The organism is Rhizobium sp. BK289 (assembly GCF_014193575.1).
Taxonomy (GTDB): Bacteria; Pseudomonadota; Alphaproteobacteria; order Rhizobiales; family Rhizobiaceae; genus Rhizobium; species Rhizobium tropici_C.
On the sequence record NZ_JACHZO010000001.1, the window covers coordinates 557,363 to 576,270 of the forward strand.

Annotated in this window: 15 protein-coding genes and 1 pseudogene; 10 read left to right on the plus strand and 6 right to left on the minus strand. The window is 61.8% G+C overall.

Annotated features, from left to right (window positions below):
* Nucleotides 1-5: 5 nt before the first annotated feature.
* Nucleotides 6-1,193, minus strand: coding sequence for an NAD(P)/FAD-dependent oxidoreductase (locus FHT84_RS02580; RefSeq protein WP_183760867.1), 1,188 nt, complete (start codon nucleotides 1,191-1,193; stop codon nucleotides 6-8).
* Between the two features lie 118 nt (nucleotides 1,194-1,311).
* Here FHT84_RS02580 and FHT84_RS02585 point away from each other — a divergent pair, with 118 nt between their 5' ends.
* Nucleotides 1,312-2,106, plus strand: a complete 795-nt coding sequence (locus FHT84_RS02585) for a helix-turn-helix transcriptional regulator (protein WP_112344922.1) — start codon at nucleotides 1,312-1,314, stop codon at nucleotides 2,104-2,106.
* 71 nt (nucleotides 2,107-2,177) lie between these two features.
* Here FHT84_RS02585 and FHT84_RS02590 read toward each other — a convergent pair whose 3' ends face one another.
* The 5 genes from FHT84_RS02590 to FHT84_RS02610 all read right to left on the minus strand — a co-directional run bounded on the left by FHT84_RS02590 (nucleotide 2,178) and on the right by FHT84_RS02610 (nucleotide 8,207).
* Nucleotides 2,178-4,520: a heavy metal translocating P-type ATPase gene (locus tag FHT84_RS02590; protein ID WP_113250408.1), complete on the minus strand. Its 2,343-nt coding sequence runs from the start codon at nucleotides 4,518-4,520 to the stop codon at nucleotides 2,178-2,180.
* 179 nt (nucleotides 4,521-4,699) lie between these two features.
* On the minus strand, nucleotides 4,700-5,677 hold the full coding sequence (locus FHT84_RS02595; protein ID WP_112344924.1) for a zinc-binding dehydrogenase: 978 nt from the start codon (nucleotides 5,675-5,677) through the stop codon (nucleotides 4,700-4,702).
* 41 nt (nucleotides 5,678-5,718) lie between these two features.
* Nucleotides 5,719-6,321, minus strand: coding sequence for a TetR/AcrR family transcriptional regulator (locus FHT84_RS02600; RefSeq protein WP_112344925.1), 603 nt, complete (start codon nucleotides 6,319-6,321; stop codon nucleotides 5,719-5,721).
* 57 nt (nucleotides 6,322-6,378) lie between these two features.
* Nucleotides 6,379-7,635: an arsenic transporter gene (locus FHT84_RS02605; RefSeq protein WP_112344926.1), complete on the minus strand. Its 1,257-nt coding sequence runs from the start codon at nucleotides 7,633-7,635 to the stop codon at nucleotides 6,379-6,381.
* Nucleotides 7,636-7,751: 116 nt separating this feature from the next.
* Nucleotides 7,752-8,207 (minus strand): universal stress protein, encoded by a 456-nt coding sequence (locus FHT84_RS02610; protein ID WP_112344927.1) that lies wholly within the window; start codon nucleotides 8,205-8,207, stop codon nucleotides 7,752-7,754.
* 662 nt (nucleotides 8,208-8,869) lie between these two features.
* Between FHT84_RS02610 and cydD the strand changes: the two genes are divergently transcribed.
* From cydD to FHT84_RS02655, 9 genes and pseudogenes are all read left to right on the plus strand, one after another.
* Complete coding sequence (gene cydD, locus FHT84_RS02615) at nucleotides 8,870-10,558, plus strand: thiol reductant ABC exporter subunit CydD (protein ID WP_113250407.1); 1,689 nt, start codon at nucleotides 8,870-8,872, stop codon at nucleotides 10,556-10,558.
* Nucleotides 10,555-12,243 (plus strand): thiol reductant ABC exporter subunit CydC, encoded by a 1,689-nt coding sequence (gene cydC, locus FHT84_RS02620; RefSeq protein WP_112344929.1) that lies wholly within the window; start codon nucleotides 10,555-10,557, stop codon nucleotides 12,241-12,243. Before cydD ends, cydC begins: the two co-directional genes overlap by 4 nt.
* A gap of 79 nt (nucleotides 12,244-12,322) precedes the next feature.
* Entirely contained in the window at nucleotides 12,323-13,918 is a 1,596-nt protein-coding gene (locus tag FHT84_RS02625; protein ID WP_112344930.1) for a cytochrome ubiquinol oxidase subunit I, read from the plus strand.
* A gap of 6 nt (nucleotides 13,919-13,924) precedes the next feature.
* Nucleotides 13,925-15,079, plus strand: coding sequence for a cytochrome d ubiquinol oxidase subunit II (cydB, locus tag FHT84_RS02630; RefSeq protein ID WP_112344931.1), 1,155 nt, complete (start codon nucleotides 13,925-13,927; stop codon nucleotides 15,077-15,079).
* 18 nt (nucleotides 15,080-15,097) lie between these two features.
* A complete protein-coding gene (cydX, locus tag FHT84_RS02635) occupies nucleotides 15,098-15,226 on the plus strand; it encodes a cytochrome bd-I oxidase subunit CydX (RefSeq protein ID WP_112344932.1) in 129 nt (42 codons plus the stop codon).
* 142 nt (nucleotides 15,227-15,368) lie between these two features.
* Nucleotides 15,369-15,674, plus strand: a pseudogene (locus FHT84_RS02640) (PLP-dependent aminotransferase family protein); the annotation flags it as partial.
* A gap of 199 nt (nucleotides 15,675-15,873) precedes the next feature.
* Nucleotides 15,874-16,278 (plus strand): DUF983 domain-containing protein, encoded by a 405-nt coding sequence (locus FHT84_RS02645; protein WP_112344933.1) that lies wholly within the window; start codon nucleotides 15,874-15,876, stop codon nucleotides 16,276-16,278.
* Between the two features lie 279 nt (nucleotides 16,279-16,557).
* A complete protein-coding gene (locus FHT84_RS02650; RefSeq protein ID WP_112344934.1) occupies nucleotides 16,558-17,268 on the plus strand; it encodes a FadR/GntR family transcriptional regulator in 711 nt (236 codons plus the stop codon).
* Nucleotides 17,269-17,296: 28 nt separating this feature from the next.
* Nucleotides 17,297-18,889, plus strand: coding sequence for an ABC transporter substrate-binding protein (locus tag FHT84_RS02655; protein WP_112344935.1), 1,593 nt, complete (start codon nucleotides 17,297-17,299; stop codon nucleotides 18,887-18,889).
* Nucleotides 18,890-18,908: the final 19 nt, after the last annotated feature.

Sequence of the window (18,908 nt, forward strand, 5' to 3'; positions counted from 1 at the left end):
TGTCCTCAAGCGATTTTGTCGGTCATTGCTGCGAACAGCATTGCGGCCCCGCGTTCCGACGCGTCGATGGCGCGGATTGCCCGTTCGCGCATGTCGGCCTCGTAATCCAGCAAGGCGGTGCAGATCGTCTTTGTTTCCTTGCCGGCCTTCGCGAGGATTTGTGAAAGCATGCGTGCGTCTTCGAGGGCCGTATTGGCGCCGAGGCCGCCGGCAGGGCTCATCGCGTGGATGGCATCGCCCAGGAGCGTGATGGCACCGAACGGCCAAAGGGCGTCGGGACGCCCGCTTCTGACCGGAAGCGCTGCCACCGCTTCGGCCTTGCTCCGGCCGATGATTTGCCTCAGTTCCGGATGCCAGCCGCGCATGGCTGTCCGGAGCAATACGGGCAGGTCCCGCGTGTGGTCATATGTCTCCAGGCCCAGCCTTTTACGTGGCCCGATCAACGCCCAATAGAGATAGTCTGTCACCGGCGTCAGCTTGCAATCGGGTGCGCAATCGGCGGCAAGACTTTGAAAATCGTCGCCAAATCGCATGAGATCCAAGATCGCCGTGCAGCCATCGGCAAAGATCACAGTCGTCCCGTCCTCAAGCAGGCCGCCGCCGGTCAATGGGAGCTCGCTTTTTCCGTAGACGCATATCGAGCCGGTATCCGCCGGCTCGGCATAGGGCGCCAGCTGGCGGCGTACCCGCGAGCTCACGCCATCGGCACCGATGAGCAGATTGCAGGAGACCGGGGAGGCACCTTCGAACTGCACCTCCACGCGCCCATCCTCCAAGCAGCGATACTGCGTGAATGCGTGCCCGAAATGAACATGGTCCTCGATTCCCGATAGCAGAATTTCGCGAAGAGTGAGGCGATTGACGCTCAGATCTCCGTCGTCTTCGTCCTCGCCGGTATCCCAGCTTGCCGGTACGCGCCGTGCGATCGGCAGAAGTTGCGGTGTCAGGAAGCGTCCCGCTTTCGGGCTGATGGAGGTCGTGGCTCGAAAAAGCGCGAACAGCTCGAGTGGCAAGCAAGCTTCCAGCGCCCGCTGCCCGCTCGGATCGATACGGATGCGATAACCTTGTAAGCGGCTATCGGCTGCAGGATCGCGCTCATAGACATCAAAACGGATGTTGGCGCGCTTCAATCCCTGGGTGAGGCACAGGCCTCCAAGGCCTGCGCCGATGATGACGACATGAAAGTCCTGCATGGGCCTTCTATTCCATTCACTATTCGACTTCGATTTTGTCAGGGAAGAATAGCGTGCCACGACCGGGACGTGGTAACGACATTCGGACTATAAATGTTGCGAAACGGCCAAACGGAACATGGGCATCGAAGATATTGGCGAGCGTCTCGACGGGCCACCGCTCATCGCCTTCTGGGGATCGGATGAACCGGGTAGCGCCTTCCGCCTCGGCACTCAGGAGTATGATTGGCACGCGCATGGCCGCGGGCAACTCTTCTGCATCGAGAGCGGCCTGGTACGCGTCGATACGCCTGGGGGCTCATGGCTGCTGCCGCCGCAGCGTGCAGGCTGGATTCCGCCAGGTGTGATGCACAAGGCAGGGATCAACGGCGTGCCGAGCGGCTGGGGTATCCTGCTGACACCGGACGCCAGCGCCGGATTGCCGACGACCCCCTGCGTTCTCAGCGTCAGCGATGTGTTGCGAGCACTGGTGCGGCGCGCGACCACATGGCGCTGGGAGGAAAGACTTACTCCACAACAGCGTCGCCTCGCCGCTGTTCTCTTGGATGAGGTACGAGCAGCCCCGCGCGAAAGCCTGCATCTGCCGATGCCGACAGATCGCCGCGTGCTCCGCATCGCGGATGCCGTGCTGCAGAATCCGGCCAGCGAGGAAACTTTTCATGCGTTGGCGCAGCAGGCAGGCATATCCGAGCGATCCGCCAGGCGTCTTTTCAACGCCGAAACGGGCATGTCCTTTGCCAATTGGCGGCAACAGGCGCGTTTGCTGCTTGCGCTTGAATATCTGAGTACGGGCAAGCCGATCGCTGAAGTGGCGGATAGCCTGGGATATGCCAGTGCCAGCAGCTTTATCGCCATGTTCAGGAAGGCATTCGGCCTATCGCCGCGCCGCTATCTCTCTGTTCGGAAGACCTGAGGCGAAATGTTGCGGAGGGTTGCGATCGCAGCAGTAGGGCGCCGACTTGTCGATCGGCGCCCATAGCTAGCCTAGGCGGCGACCCGACGAGGCCGGAGGGCGAGCAGGCGCAGGGCATTCATGGTCACCAGCACGGTTGCGCCGGTATCGGCGAGGATCGCCGGCCAAAGTCCGGTGATGCCGACGATGGTGGTGACCAGGAAGATACCCTTCAGGCCGAGCGCGATGGTGATGTTCTGGCCGATATTGCTCATCGTCCGTTTGGAAAGATCGATCATCTCGATGACATCGCCGACGCGGCCATGCAGCACGGCGGCATCCGCCGTCTCCAGCGCAACGTCCGTTCCTCCGCCCATGGCAATCCCGACATCGGCGGCTGCGAGCGCTGGCGCGTCGTTGATGCCGTCACCGACCTTGGCAACGCGAAAACCTTGCCGCTGCAGATCGCCGACGATCCGCTGCTTGTCTTCGGGCAGCAATTGCGCGCGAACCTCGATGCCGAGCGTCTTGCCGATCGCCTCAGCCGTGCGCTGGTTGTCGCCCGTCAGCATGATCGTCTTGATACCCGCATCGGCAAGCGCTTTGAGACCGGCGGCGGTATCGGTGCGCGGCTCGTCGCGCATGGCGAGCAAGCCGGCTGCCGCACCCTTGGCAACGATGACGGAAACCGTCTTTCCTTCATCGTTGAGTGCGGCGATCCGGGCAGACTGCTCCGAGGTTAACGATACGTGGTCGGCGGCTGCCCGCGGCGATCCGAGGAACACCTCCAAACCATCGACCGTGCCGCTGACGCCCTTGCCGCCGATCGCTTTAGCATCCATGACCGGCGGAATATCCGTTCCGGTTTCAGCCGCGTGGCCCAGGATGGCGCGGGCGAGTGGGTGGCTGGAGCCGGTTTCGAGCGCGGCTGCCAGCCGCAGTACGTCCGTATCGCTCATGCCGAGGCCGACGATATCGGTGACCTTGGGTTTGCCTTCGGTCAGCGTGCCGGTCTTGTCGAAGGCAATAGCGGTGACCTTGCCGATGTTCTCAAGCACGGCGCCACCTTTCAGCAACAGGCCACGGCGAGCGCCTGAAGACAGTGACGCTGCGATTGCCGCCGGCGTCGAGATGACGAGGGCGCAGGGGCAACCGATCAGCAGGATCGCCAAGCCCTTATAGACCCACTCGCTCCAGCTGCCGCCCAGGAATAAAGGTGGAATCACCGCGACGAGCGCACCGACAACGGCGACCCCAGGCGTGTAGTAGCGAGAGAAGCGATCGATGAAACGCTCCGTCGGAGCCTTCGATTCCTGCGCCTCCTCGACCAGCTTGACGACGCGGGCGATGGTGTTGTCGGATGCTGCCGCAATTACGCGGACGCGCAGGGCGGCATCGCCGTTGACTGTGCCCGCAAAGACGGTTGCATCCACCCCCTTGCGCACCGGCGTGCTTTCGCCTGTGACCGGCGCCTCGTCGATAGCGCTTTCGCCGGAGAGTATCACGCCGTCGGCCGGTATGCGGTCGCCGGGACGAACCAGGATGATGACGCCGACGGCGAGGCTTTCGGCCTGCACTTCGCGGGTCATGCCATTCTCTTCAAGGAGAGCGGTCGTAGGCACCAGATCCGTCAAGGATTGAATGCTGGCGCGCGCCTTGCCGGCTGCAACGCCTTCCAGCAGCTCGCCGATCAGAAACAGGAAGACCACGGCTGCCGCTTCCTCACTGGCGCCGATGATGACGGCGCCGATGGCCGCGATCGTCATCAGCATTTCGATCGAGAACGGCGTTCCCATCCTTGCGGCCACGAAGGCGCGCCTGGCGATCGGCAACAAGCCCACAAGCATGGCGGCAGTAAAGATCCAGGCGTCGAGTGCGGGAACGAGCTTGCCGATACCCCAGGCAGCGGCCACGGCCACGCCGGTCGCGATGGTCAACCGGCCCTTGGCAGATTTCCACCAGGGTCCCGAGGTTGGGCCGTGGTCATGACCGTGAAGGCCGGCCGTCGGCGCATCCGCCTCCTCCGAGGCGTGGTTATGTCCTGCGTGATCGTGTTGATGGTCAGCTGCACCATGCCCGTGATCGCCGTGGTCATGGTCGTGCCCCGTATGGTCGTGGTCGTGAGCGTTCGGCTTGCGATCATGATGGTCATGGCCGCAGCCGCAGGTGTGAGCATCCGCTGCCACCTTCGGCGCGGGAAGGTTGCCTTGCGGAAGCGGGAAAACCTTGTAGCCCAGGCCTGAGACCCGCTTTGCAATAGTCGGCAGCAGGTCGGGATCACCTTGATGCCTGACGGTCATCGTACCCGCCGTGACGGAGACGGAGACGTCCTCCACGCCCTGCAGGCGGCGAACGGCTGTATCGATTTTTGCAGCGCAGGAGGCGCAGTCCATGCCCTCCACGCGATAGCGGCTCTGTTGTGTTGTCGACGTCATCTTCCGGTTCCGATTTTGCTGTCGGAACCATTGCTACATCCTCTAGCTACTAGAGGAACAAGAGCCATTTTGCATATTCTCGCGGGATCGGAATACTCCGCCGGCTCTCGCCCTCACGGGGCGACGCCGTGGCTCACGCCGCCCGAAAGCCCACTGGCGGCGCGCGCTGCCCCAGGAAATTACAGCTTCAGCAGAACCTTGCCGGCCTTGCCGGGGGCCAATGAGGATTTCACCGCCTGGGCGATTTCCGTAATATCGTAGGAGGCCTCCACCGGCAGCTTGACCTCACCGGACGCGACCCGGGTGATCAGTTCGCTGATGAGCCTCCGGCGCTCGTCGGCCGACATGGCGGCGCTGACCTTGATGCCCCAGAAACCCTTGATCGTCAGCTGCTTGAAGATGACGGCCCTCGAGGCGATCTGCATCGGCTTGCCGGCCGCGGTGCCAAAGGACACCAGCAGGCCGTTTTCACCCAGCAGATCGGCAAGGTCGTTGCTCGCAACGCCGCCGACGGAGTCCACCGCGGCGCGGATCGGCGCATCGCCGATCATGGCGCGCACTTTCGCCTTCCATTCGGATGCGGCGGTCGAAACGGCGTTCCCGATGCCGAATGCCGACAGCTCGTCGATGCCGCCGTCGCGCCGCACAAGATTGATCATGTGAATGCCGCGGCTGCGGGCCAGCATGGCGAGCGTCTTGCCGACCGCGCCATTCGCGGCATTCTGGATGATCCAGTCGCCGCGTTCGACATTAAGGGATTCCAGAAGCGAGATGGCGCTGAACGGCATGGCGATCAGCTGTGCTGCGGCCTCGTCGGTAATGACATCAGGCACGGGGACGAGGCTGGCAGCCGGCGCCGTGAATTGCTCGGCCCAGGTGCCATGCACACCGGCGGCAACGACGCGCCTGCCGATCAACGTCTTGTCGACGCCCGCTCCGACGGCATCGACGAAGCCGACCGCCTCGCTGCCGCCGATCGCCGGCAGTATGGGTTTGTAGCCGTAGGCGCCGCGCACCGTCCAAAGGTCATGATTATGGATCGGCGAAAGAATGGTGCGAATGCGCACGTCTCCCGCGCCGGGCTCCGGCAGCGGCATGTCGGCCAGGTAAAGGACGTCTGCAGGGTCGCCGAAGACATCGTGGATGGCACTGCGCATTTTGTATTCCTTGCGTGTTGACATGCTGGTCCTGTCGTGGATCAAAGGCTGCCGGGTGCGGTAAGGGCTTGTTCAGTGGCAAGCATGGCCTGGTCGAGCGGTGTCCTGTCCTTGCCGAGCTTCGCCAGGATCGCCGCCCCGAGCCAGAGACTATAGAGTGAACGGGCTGTTTTTTCCGGGATGCAGGATGGTGAAATGGAACCGTCCTCACGTCCCTCGGTAATCGTCTTGGTGAGGCGGCGAATGAGATCCTCGACGCCGCCGAGCAGGATCACGCGCATATTGTCCGAAAGATCGGAGATCTCGGCGGCAAGTTTCACCACCAGGCACCGGTCGGCAAGGCTTGCGTTGCCGCCATCCGAGAGCCAGGCATTCCAATAGTGCATCACACGCTGGCGCCCGTTGCCCTTCCAGCCGAAAAGCGCATCGAGGCGATCCGCATAGTCGGAGCAATATTGCTTCAATAGCGCGCAGCCGAAGGCTTCCTTCGATGCGAAATAATAATAGAACGACCCTTTCGGCACGGCGCTCTGTTCGAGCAGCTCTTTCAGGCCGACGCCACCGAAACCTTTGCGCAGCACCAATTCCCGCCCGATCGCGAGAATATGGCTCCGAGTGAGCTCTGATTTCTTCTTTGTCACCATGAGCGGTCCGATAACAAATAATCGACCGGTCGTCTATAAACTCGATGCTGTTTGCCGTCAGATCACTGCGAGCGTTGCAAGCGAGAGGATCAGGGCAGGGAGCATGACGATGGCACCGATCCTTAAGAAGGCCAGTGCGCCGATATGGAGCCCCTCGCGACGAAGGGCGGCGAGCCAGAGGATGGTGGCAAGCGAGCCGGTTACCGAAAGGTTCGGGCCGAGATCGACGCCGATCAACACCGCGCCGGCGATGGAATCGGGAACATGGGCCGCCTGCACCGCGCTGCCTGCGAAAAGGCCGGCTGGCAAATTGTTGACGAGGTTGGAGACGATCGCGACCGAAAAACCGGCGGCCCCGATCGCCTGCGTCTGGGATTGTGCGGCAATGGATGCGAGCCTTTCGGACAGAAGCGTGGTCAGGCCGGTATGATTGACCGCTTCAACGATCACGAAGAGGCCTGCCACCAGGGGCAATACGCTCCAGCTTATGCCGCGTACCGTCTCCATCGGGCTTTGCCGCGTGAGTGCGAGAATGATCACCGTCGTGATGACGCCTGCGGCAAATGTCGGCATTCCGAGGTCGAAATTCATGGCCGATGCAGCGATCAGCACGAGGGCAGTGACCACAAGTCCCCATCCGGCCAGCCGGGCCGTCTGTGAAAGCGAAGGCTGCCCGACATCTCGTGCGATCGTGTCTTCGGCAAGCGCGCGTCTTTGTGTCCAATAGAGGCAGGCGAAGGTCGCGATGATCGAGACGATCGAAGGCAGAAGGAAGGTCTGCATCCATCGGGACAGAGGCGGCATTTCGCCGCCGGCAAAGATAACGAGATTGGCCGGGTTGGAGATCGGCAGCACGAAGCTGGCGGCATTGGCGATGAAGGCGCAGATCAGCAGGTAAGGCATCGGGTCCTTCACCCGCGCCGCGCGGCATGCGGCATAAACAGCCGGCGTGAGCACCACGGCGGTGGCGTCGTTCGACAAAAAGACCGTGACGACGATGCCAACGCCATAGACAAGTACGAACAGTCTGCGCGGTGAACCCTTGGCATGTGAGGTGGCGATGGCGGCGACCCAGTCGAAAAGCCCTTCGCGCCGTGCCAGCTCCGACAGAAGCATCATGCCGATCAGAAACAGATAGACATCGAAACCTTTGGAAATGCCCGCCCAAACGTCCGCCGGGCCGATCAGCCGGAAGGCGAGGAGAACCGCCGCGCCGAGAACCGCCCAGATCGCTTCGGGCCAGCGGAACGGGCGTGCAACGACACCTAAGGCCGTCAGGCCGGCAATACTCCAGGTGATGGCGGATTCAGTCATTCAGCTCGTCTTGATATCGAAAGGGAGCGGATATGTAGCATTGCAGCGCTGGGGCGCAAACGGTAATTTCGGCGCGGCCTTCAGGGAAACCGTGAGACGGACGACTTCGCCCGAGGCTACGCCTTTTTCGTTCCGGTCCCTTTCGCAGCAGTATCATGTGATTTGTCGGCGCGCTCGACGAGGACCGAGCATTCCGCATGCCGGATGACATGTTCGACAGTCGAGCCGAAGATGCGGTCGAGAATATCGGACGCATGGGTTGCAAGCACGATGAGATCGGCCTTCTGCTCCTGCGCGACCGTCAGCAAGGTTCTCGATGCCGTGCCGGTGCGGACTTCTATCGACGCGGTAATGCCGAGGCGCTTGCACAGCGCATCGAGCTTGTCTTCCGCTTCCTTGATGACGGACACGGCCCAACTGTCCGGGCTCTCGCTGCCCGAGGGAAAACGCTCGATCACATGAACCACGATCAGTTCCCCGCCCGGTGACAGAAGAGCGTGGGAGGTGCGCAATAGACGTTCAGCGCGCTCGCGGGATCCCAGCCCTATCGCGCAGATGATTTTCTCGTACATTCCACTCTCCCTATAGTCCACGCAGAAGCCATCGGTAACTCTGTCTGCGATCGCGGCGGCCGTCACCGACAGTATGACGCTTGCTCGTTGATTCGGCGATATCGTTAGCCGAGTGGAGCCTTTTGGCCGCTGTCCGTGCGTTCAATGGCCGCGTGCTTCGGCATTTGCACAGATTTAATCTCATCTCTTCCCAGAACGGAGCACATGTTCGGATTGCTGCATTGCAAAATGGCAGGGCGCCTGTCACCTGGATGCTGTCGTAACTTGACCTCAGGAATATCATTGGCTTCTGCGTCAATCTGCCATGGTCGGATAGGTGCCCTGCGACATCCTGCACGCTTTTGCGCACTGCACAATTCGTTTTAGAACCATTTCGCGAATAACTTGCTGTGGGCTCAACCCTTCGGCGAGACGGCTCCTGCTATTCTTGTCGCTGACAAGAGGCAGAAAGCCAGTCATATTGGGGCTCCGATATCGTCGATTGCGGCAAGTGCGTTCTGGGTTCGACGAAGACCAAGGTGTCTGCGATGCAGACACGTCGGTCATCACATGTCGGCGGACCCTCCTTGATGGCACAGTATGGGAAAGGACGGGCTCACGTGACAGCTTCCTCCGCCACCGATGGAATATTGGAAAGAGGCAAGGCCGCAAATCCCGCTTCGATGGGGAGCCCAGCCGCTGCAGGCGGCGTAGCTGGTCGGACGACCGAAAACTGTCGCGGTCTCGGTCTGGCTTCGGCACTGCAATGTCTGTCGTCGCTCGGTTGGATCGGGCAGGCGGCGATGCTCGCCGTCGGCGTGGGTGCGATCGGCCAAGGCGGCGGTGCTGCCGATGTCGCGGCCCCTGCAGCGGTCGTTGTCGGTATTGGCGTTCTGCGCGCTGGATTGGATGCGGCCGGTGGTCGGCTGGCATTTGGGGCCGCGCGCCGCGAGTTGAGTCTCCGGCGCGCCGCCGCGACCAAGGCGCTTGCACTGCGCTCGCCGCTCGACAGCGGCCGGCCGGCATCAGGCCTGGCGGCGAGCATCCTGGGCGAGCAGGCGGAGGCGATCGTTCCCTATCTCGCGCGGTTTCGCCCGGTCCGGGTGAAGGCGAGTGTCGTGCCGCTGGTCATGCTCGCCTGCATCTTGCCGATCTCATGGCTCGCCGCCTTGATCCTGACGCTCTGCGCGCCACTCATCCCGATTTTCATGGCGCTGATCGGCTGGCGCGCCAAGGCTGCCAGCGAAAAGCAGCTTGCCGAAACCGGCGGCATCAATGCCTTTCTGCTTGACCGCCTGCGCGGCCTCGCGACCATCCGTGCGCTCGACGCCGTCGATGTGACGGCGCAGCGCCTGCGTGCTGACGCGGAGTCGTTGCGGGTCCGGACCATGGCGGTGTTGAGGATCGCCTTCCTGTCTTCGGCGGTGCTCGAATTCTTCGCCGCTCTCGGCGTTGCCGCAACGGCCGTTTATGTCGGTTTCAGCCTGCTGGGCTCGATCGGAATCGGCACTTGGGACGGCCGTCTTACTCTGACACAAGGGCTGTTCATTCTGCTGCTTGCGCCGGCCTTTTTCGAGCCGCTGCGCGAATTGTCTGCCGTCTGGCATGACCGCGCCGGCGGCGAGGCGGCACTTTCGGCTCTCAAGGAGTTGACCTCGCCGCAGCAAACGATCGTCGGTGGCAGCGATCGGCAGACGTCGGCTTTCATTAGCAATATGTCGGTCGAGATCGAGGGGCTGGTCTTCCGGCATGGACTGGAACGCGATGTGGCGATCGATCATTTCGATCTGAAGGTCGCGCCGGGAGAACACGTGGCGCTGTGGGGCGCAAGCGGCTCAGGCAAGACCACGCTCCTGTCGCTGATTGCCGGTCTCGCCCGGCAGGATGCCGGTGTCATCCGGATCGGGGGCATTCCGCTGCGTGACGAGACCGCGGATGCACTGCGTCGCCGCATGGCCTGGATCGGCCAGCAGCCACACGTTTTTGCCGGCAGCGTGAAGCGCAATATCGCCCTCGGACGCTCGGGCATCGATGCTGCCGCCATCGCCGAGGCTCTGGAAGGCGTTGCTCTCGATCGCGTCTTTACGCCGGAACGGGTGTCGGCGGTCGGCGAGGGAGGGCTTGGCCTTTCCGGCGGCGAGGCGCTGCGACTGGCATTGGCCCGCATGATGGTCGACGACGGCGCAGACATTATTCTCGCCGACGAACCGACCGCGCATCTGGACGCACAAACCGCCGCTGCCGTGACGGATGCGCTGCTCGCACTCGCTGAGGGGCGGGTCCTGATCGTGGCGACGCATGATCCGGTGCTGGTGGCGCGGATGCACCGCGTCGTCCGACTTGGCGAGCGGGGAGGGAAGGTGGCGGCATGATGCGCTCACTCAAAATTCTGCTTCCGCTTATTGCTCTGTTCTGGCGCGAGCGTGGTGCAAGCCTGGCCCTTGGCGCTGCACTCTCCGTGCTGGCGATGCTTGCCGGCGGCGGATTGCTGGGATTGTCCGGCTGGTTCATCACCGCTTCGGCCTTTGCCGGCTTGACCGTTGCAACTGCCGCGGTCTTCGATGTCTTTGCGCCTTCGGCCGGCATACGCATGCTTGCGATCGGCCGCACGGCCGCCCGCTATGGCGAACGGCTCGTCACCCATGATGCGACGCTGAGGGTTCTCGCGGCCCTTCGCGAGCGGCTGTTCCGCGGCTGGGCCGAGCCGGCTGCCGCAGCGGCGATGATCCGCCGACCGGCGAAGCTGCTGTTCCGGTTGACGAATGATGTCGATGCGCTCGATTCCCTATATCTGCGCGTACTGGTGCCAGCCGTCGTCGCCGTCCTTGCCGCCATCGCCGTCACGATCGCCCTTAGCTTCATCGATCCGTGGCTTGGGCTGATAGCCGGAACATGGCTCATTACGCTCTGTCTCGGTCTATCGCTCGCAGCCGGACGTCTGGCGCTGAAGCCGGGCCGCCGTCGCGCCCATGCGATGGAAGCACTGCGCGCACGCGCCATCGATCTTGTCGCCGGCCAGACCGATCTCGCAATGGCCGGGCAATTGCAGTCGCAGCGAGCCGCGATTGCGGATGCCGACGCGCGGTTGGCCAGGGCCGATAATGATCTGAACCGCATCGATAGCGCCGTCGCAACCGGTTTCTCGCTTGGCGCGACCCTGTTGTTAACCGCCACGCTTTTGACTGTCGCCCTTCTTGCCAAACAGGGGACGATCGGTGCGCCCGCGGCAGCCTTTGCGTTGCTCATTGCCTTTGCCGCAACCGAACCGTTTGCGGCAATGAGGCGAGGAGCTCTCGAGTTCGGGCGAACCTTGCTTGCCGCAAGACGCATCGCGCCGCCGCTGAATCCGGCCGCAGTTCGGCTGGAACCCACCGAACAGCAGGCAGGCCATGCATTCCAGCTTGCCGGCGTGGTAGCCGGTCATGATGAAGCTCATCCTGTCTTGAAGGACGTCTCTCTGTCGCTTTCCGTCGGCGAGCGGCTGGCGATCGTTGGGCAGAGCGGTGTTGGCAAATCGACATTGCTGGCCCTGCTCGCTGGCGAGATCATTGCTGCCGGCGGTTCGGTGGCGAGCCTGCGTGCGGCAACGCTGACCCAGCGTACAGAGCTGTTTCAGGATACTGTACGGGACAATCTAAAACTCGCGGACCCTCATGCCGACGACAACCGGTTACGCGGCGCGCTCGCTGCGGCTGGCCTGCTTGAGGACATCGAAGCACTGCCGCACGGCCTTTCGACCCGTCTCGGCGAAGGCGGTGGCGGCTTGTCCGGCGGCCAGCTTCGCCGGCTGGCGCTCGCAAGACTTCTGCTGCGCGATGCCCCGCTCTGGCTGCTCGACGAGCCGACGGAAGGCCTCGATGCCACGACGGCCCGGACTGTGCTTGAGCGACTGGCCTCGGTTGCCGACGGACGCAGCCTCGTCATCGCCACGCATATTCGTCGAGAGGCCGCCTTGGCAGACCGCATTGTGCTTCTCGAGGGCGGACGCATAACCGCCAGCGCGCAGCGCGACACACCGGAATTCGAAATGCTCCTCGACCGGCTGCGGCCGGATTGAGGGGTACCCAACATGCCCGCGACGCGTCGAATGGCGTCGCATTCCTGTCAGACACACCGTAGGGGGTGGGAGAAAGACTATGGAACTCGATATCGTGGCGCTGTCGCGCCTGCAGTTTGCCATGACGGCGCTGTATCACTTCTTATTTGTACCATTGACGCTCGGTCTTTCCGTGCTGCTTGCCATCATGGAGACGACCTATGTCATGACCGGCCGCCAAATCTGGCGACAGATGACGAAGTTCTGGGGGACGCTCTTCGGCATCAACTTCGTGCTCGGCGTTGCAACCGGCATCGTGATGGAATTTCAGTTCGGCATGAACTGGAGCTATTACAGCTATTATGTCGGCGACATCTTCGGCGCCCCTCTGGCGATCGAAGGGCTGATGGCCTTCTTCCTCGAGGCGACCTTTGTCGGCCTGTTCTTCTTCGGCTGGGACAAGCTGTCCAAGGTCGGCCACCTGATCGCCACCTGGGCGGTGGCGCTGGGATCGAACTTCTCGGCGCTGTGGATCCTGATCGCCAATGGCTGGATGCAGAATCCGGCAGGCTCGGCGCTCAACCCGCAGACCATGCGCATGGAGATCGTCAGCTTCCTCGATGTCCTGTTCAACCCCGTAGCGCAGGCGAAGTTCGTTCATACCGTCTCGGCCGGCTACGTCTGTGCCTCGGTCTTCGTGCTCGGCGTTTCGGCCTGGTATCTCGTCAATGGCCGCAACATCGAGCTTGCGAAGCGCTCGATGACGGTGGCCGCATCTTTCGGCCTTGCCTCGGCACTTTCTGTGGTCGTGCTGGGCGACGAGAGCGGTTATCTCACGACCGAGCATCAGAAGATGAAGCTCGCGGCGATCGAGGCCATGTGGAAGACCGAGCCGGCGCCGGCCGCCTTCACCGCCTTCGGCTTTCCGGACCAGGATGCCCGCGAAACCCACTATGCCATCCATATCCCCTGGGCCATGGGTCTGATCGGCACACGATCGCTGACGACGGAAATCGCCGGCATCGACAAGCTCGAAGCACAGGCCAAGGACCATATTCGTCAGGGCATCAAGGCTTATGATGCACTGATGAAGATCCGCGCGGCCAAGCCGGCAGCGCCGGGCGAGCCTTCGCAGGACGTCGCCACTGCGCGCACTTCCTTCGAGGATATCGGCCATGAACTCGGCTACGCGCTGCTTTTGAAGCGCTATGTCGACGATCCGCGCCAGGCAACCGAAGAGCAGATCGCAAAGGCCGCCCGCGATACCATTCCGCATGTGCCGACGCTCTTCTGGTCCTTCCGCATCATGGTCGGCCTCGGCATATTCTTCATCCTGCTGATGACGGTCTTCTTCTGGCTCTCGGCGCGGCGGAAACTCGATCGATATCCAGCCCTGTTGCGGATTGCGGCCTTCGCCATCCCGTTGCCATGGGTCGCGATCGAACTGGGCTGGGTGGTTGCAGAATTCGGCCGCCAGCCATGGATCATCGAAGGCGTACTGCCGACGGCGGCGGCCGTCTCCAATCTCGGCGCCGGCACGGTGCTGCTCACCATCCTCGGCTTTGCCGCGCTTTACACGGTCCTCATCGTCATCGAGATGACGCTGATGATCAAGGCGATCCGCAAAGGTCCCGAACCGGATGACGAGCCGGAGGCCAAGCTGATTTCCGAAAACCTCGTTCCGGCTGCGGAGTGACCTGCCATGATCCTGCATGAACTGATCGACTACGAAACCCTGCGCATCATCTGGTGGCTGCTTCTCGGCGTGCTTTTGATCGGCTTTGCCGTCACCGATGGTTTCGACCTCGGCGTCGGTGCGCTGCTGCCATTCGTCGCAAAGACCGATACGGAGCGGCGCATCGCCATCAATTCGATCGGCGCGACCTGGGAGGGAAATCAGGTCTGGCTGATCCTCGGGGGCGGCGCCATCTTCGCCGCCTGGCCACCGCTTTATGCCGTGTCCTTCTCCGGCTTCTACCTCGCCATGTTCGCCATCCTCTTCGCACTGATCCTCCGGCCGGTTGCCTTCAAATACCGCTCCAAGCGCGATAGCGTCGGCTGGAAGGCCGGCTGGGATTGGGCATTGTTCATCGGCGGCTTCGTTCCGTCGCTGATCTTCGGCGTCGCCGTCGGCAATGTGCTGCAGGGCGTGCCCTTCCGCTTCGACGACGATATGCGCATCTATTACGAGGGATCGTTCTTCGCGCTTCTGAACCCCTATGCTCTCCTTTGCGGCCTTTTGTCAGTCGCCATGCTCGTCATGCATGGCGCCGCCTGGCTGCAGGTGAAGACCGACGGCACGGTTGCCGAACGCGCTCGCAGCTTTGGCACTTTGGCGGCTTTAGCGGCCATCGTGCTCTTTGCGCTCGGTGGCCTGTTCCTGTGGATGGGCATCGACGGCTATCGCATCGCAAGCGCGATCGATGCCAATGGGCCGTCCAATCCGTTGCTGAAGACGGTAGAGCATAGTGCGGGGGCATGGCTTGCCAACTACAGTGCCCATCCGTGGATGATGATCGCCCCGGTTCTCGGCTTCATCGGTGCGGCGGCAGCCCTGCTTGCGATGCTGGGCCGGCGCGAAATCGCCGGACTGCTCTTCAGCAAACTTGCCATCTTCGGCATCATCTCGACAGTGGGACTGTCGATGTTTCCGTTCCTCTTGCCGTCCTCGCTCGATCCCCGCTCGAGCCTGACCGTTTGGGATGCATCGTCCAGCCACCTGACGCTGTTCATCATGCTTGTCGTCACCATCATCTTTCTGCCGATGATCCTGGCTTACACCGCGTGGGTCTATCGCGTGCTGTGGGGCAAGGTCGACGAGGAGACGGTCAACGACAAGAGCGGTCACGCCTACTGATCCTAAGGGAGATTTCCTATGTGGTACTTTGCCTGGCTTCTCGGCTTTCCTCTCGCGGCGGCATTCGCCGTCCTCAACGCCATGTGGTACGAACTCATGGACGATCAAGCAAAGGCGAAAGCGGCAGCTCGCACTCAAGAAAAATGAGTTGCATGGCCGTTGTTTGAAGGCTTTCTGCCAGATAAACGGCACGCCGGCTCCAGCCGGCGTGCCGTTTATCGTCCGAATGGTTTCCTTCCATCGGGCCCGGCATCCCGTGAAACGAAATCCTATCATCATCCATTCAATTGCAGCCGCCCGCCAAAAGATGGTGGCGAACATTTTGCCTTCTCGGAGCTATCGCGCCGATCCCCTCAGCTTCAATATCTGGCTGCCCTTGGGCAATGGCTGGACGCGGGCCACCTTTGCCAGCCATATGCGCAATGCGGGCATCGGCGTTCTCGCAAGCGATGCTTTCACGGTAGACGGCACGGTGCCCGAAGCCGTGCGGGTCTGCCTCGGCGGCCCGATAAGTCGCGAGGCTTTGAAGGGGGCGTTGGACTTCCTGGCGCATGCAATGGAGGGACCGCCGGAAATGGCGGCATCGTTCTTTTAGAGTTCAACTGCAATTCGCTGCCGATCCTGACGGAGCGTAAGCTTCAGCTCGGTGGTAATCTTGCATCGCTCGCCGAGCGACCGCCTGCGTCACTCTGGCAGGTGGACTCGTTGCATGCATTCATTGTAACTATATTGAATGCATGCAATATCCATATTGATCGCATGTCTAGGAATGTTGATTGAGGAGCGATGCCGCCATGGAAACTGAATATCCACCGCTGAGCCCGGTTCAGACCGGTCTTCGTTGCCGCTGCCCCCGTTGCGGACAAGGGCGCTTGTTCGACGGGTTTCTGACGCTGCGAAAACAATGCGAAGCGTGTGGCCTCGACTATTCCTTTGCCGATCCCGCCGATGGGCCTGCTTTCTTCGTCATCTGTTTTGCCTGCATTCCGAGCGTGCTTCTCGGCGTATGGCTGGAGGTTGCCTTCTCGGCGCCGATCTGGGTTCAGTTCCTGGTGACGGGGCCATTCATGCTGGCGACCTGCATTCCACCGCTGCGGCCGCTCAAGGGGTGGCTGGTTGCCAGCCAGTATTTCTACAAGGCCGAGGAGGGCAAGCTCGTTCGTTTGCCCGCGACGGATATGCCGCACACGGCGAAGTGAGCACTGGCAATCCCCGCGCAAACCGAAGCGGGCCGTCTGCCGGCATGCAGATCATCGGCTGAATGCTGCCGGCCGCGGCGGTTGCAGATGCTTGAAGTATCAGGCCAGCAAGCCCGACCGGGCTTTTCCGGGCTCAAAAGCAATATCTTCATTGATCGCCTTTGACGGACACAGTCCTGCAAGACTTCCCCCGCTGGATATTGCCTATCTACATGTTCACTTGACGGATATCCTACAAGTTCATAGGATCATTGCCGATCTCTATGGGAGTCCAGTTCTATGGTCGGGAAAGTAATGCAGCCTTTGACGCGCGCGCCATTGCTGCATGTCTCCGTGCAGGAAAGCCTGCGCAATTACATCGTGGATAACGCCATTCAGGCCGGTACGATGTTGCCGGCCGAAGGTGAGCTCGCCGTGCAATTGGGTGTCAGCCGCAATTCCCTGCGCGAAGGCATCAAGGCGCTGGAATCCCTCGGTGTACTAGAGACGCGCCGCGGCATCGGCATCTTCGTCAAGGCCTTCTCCTTCGCCCCGCTGCTCGACAATCTCGCCTATGGGCTCGGCGATGCGCTGCGGCACATGGAGGAGGTGCTGGAAATCCGCCGCACGCTCGAAGTCGGCCTGATCGGCAAGACCCTCGAGATGATCGGGCCCGAGGATCTGGCCGAGCTGCGCGCGACCACCGACCGAATGCGCGCCCATGCCGAGCGTGGCGAGCCTTTTGCCGAAGACGACCAGCTGTTTCACCGGCTGCTGTTTCGCTGCCAGGGCAACGAGACATTCGTTCGTCTGATCGATGTGTTCTGGCTCGCCTTCTACAAGGCGTCCCGCTTTTTCGATCTGGAGAATATCGATCCCATGGCCACCTGGCGTGACCATGAGGCGATCGTCGATGCACTGGAATCCAAAAATCTCAAGGAGGTGCGCATGCGCCTCGACCGCCACTACGAGGGAATTTCGCAGGTGATCGCCAACAACAAGAAAGAATAGCGACCACAAACAAGGGAGGAGGATTGCAATGAGGAAAGCTTTTCATCTGCCGGCAATCGCGTTGGGAGCGCTGCTGTCGGCCACCGCAGTACCGGCCATGAGTGGCATGGCTGCGCCTGCCACCGCCGCAACCATGTCGGGCGGTTTCGATGTCGGTCCCGGTGGTTTTCAAGGCAACTTCAATCCGCTGGCGGCAACCGCCGGTCTCACTTGGCTCAGTACCTATTTCGAGCCTCTGGTCAGCTACGACGAAAAGCTGCAGAAGATCGTCGGCGTGCTTGCTTCCTCCTATGAGGTGAGCCCGGATCAACTGACCTATACGTTCAAGCTTGCCGATGCCAAGTGGCATGACGGCAAGGCTTTTACGGCCAAGGACGCCAAGTTCACCATCGATCTTGCAGCCAACGCCAAGACCGGCTCGATCTTTGCTGCCCGCTTTAAACTGCTGTCATCGGTCGAGACGCCTGACGATCATACGCTTGTCATCAAGCTTTCCGCGCCTTCCGCGAGCCTGCTCGATACGCTGGCCAAGATCATGGTGCTGCCTGAGCACGCGCTCGCCGCCGTGCCCGTCGATCAGCTTGCAAAGAGCACTTGGTGGTCGACCTCGCCGATCGGGACGGGGCCGTTCAAATTCGTCAAATATGTGCAGGATCAATATGTGGAGCTGACAGCCAATCCCGACTATCGCGGCGGCAAGCCCGTTCTCGATCGGCTGATCAACCGCTATTTCGCCAATCCGGCCGCGGCGATCTCGGCGCTGCGGGCAGGCGAGATCCAGTTCACCTATGTCGATTCCAACGATGTGCCGACCTTCAAGGACGACAAGTCCTTCCGGGTCATCGAGGGCGATTCCTTCGTGGTCAATTATCTTGGTTTCAACCAGGATTCGCCGCTGTGGAAGGATCTTCGCGTCCGGCAGGCCGTCATGCACGCCATCAATCGCGATGCGATCATCAAGAGCCTGTATGGCGGCGCAGCAAAATCGGCCAATTGCGCTTATGTCGCCAATCAGCTGGTTCCGGACGGCATCGAAGCCTATCCCTACGATCCGGCCAAGGCCAAGCAATTGCTCGATGCGGCCGGCTGGGACAAGATCAACGGCGGCAAGCCGATCACCTTACTGACCTATTACAACACGCCGCTTGCGACGAACGTATTGGCGGCCGTGCAGGCCATGCTGGCGCAGGTCGGCATCAATGTCGTGCCGCGCGCCGTCGATGCGCCGACCTATAATGGCATCGTGCTGAACCCCAATGCCGACGTATCGCAATTCCAGCTCGTCTACGCCGGCCTGCAGAACGGACCGGATCCAAGCAATATCAATACCGGGCTCAACGAAAAGCAGATCCCGCCGGCGGGCGCCAATGTGGTGCGCGCGCGCATGCCCGATCTGACCGAGGCGCTCGATGCGGCGATTGCCGAAACGGACGCCGGCAAGCGTGATCAGCGCTACCAGGATGTCTGCAAGGTCATGAACAAGGATCTGCCCTGGGCGACCATGTGGGTGGCCAACCGCTATGGCGTGGTTTCGTCCAAGGTGAAGGATTTCATATGGACACCGGCGCCCGGCGGCGGGCCATACATCGCGCATCCGGAAGCGTGGAAGCTCTCAAACTAGGTTTTGAGCCGGCCGCAGG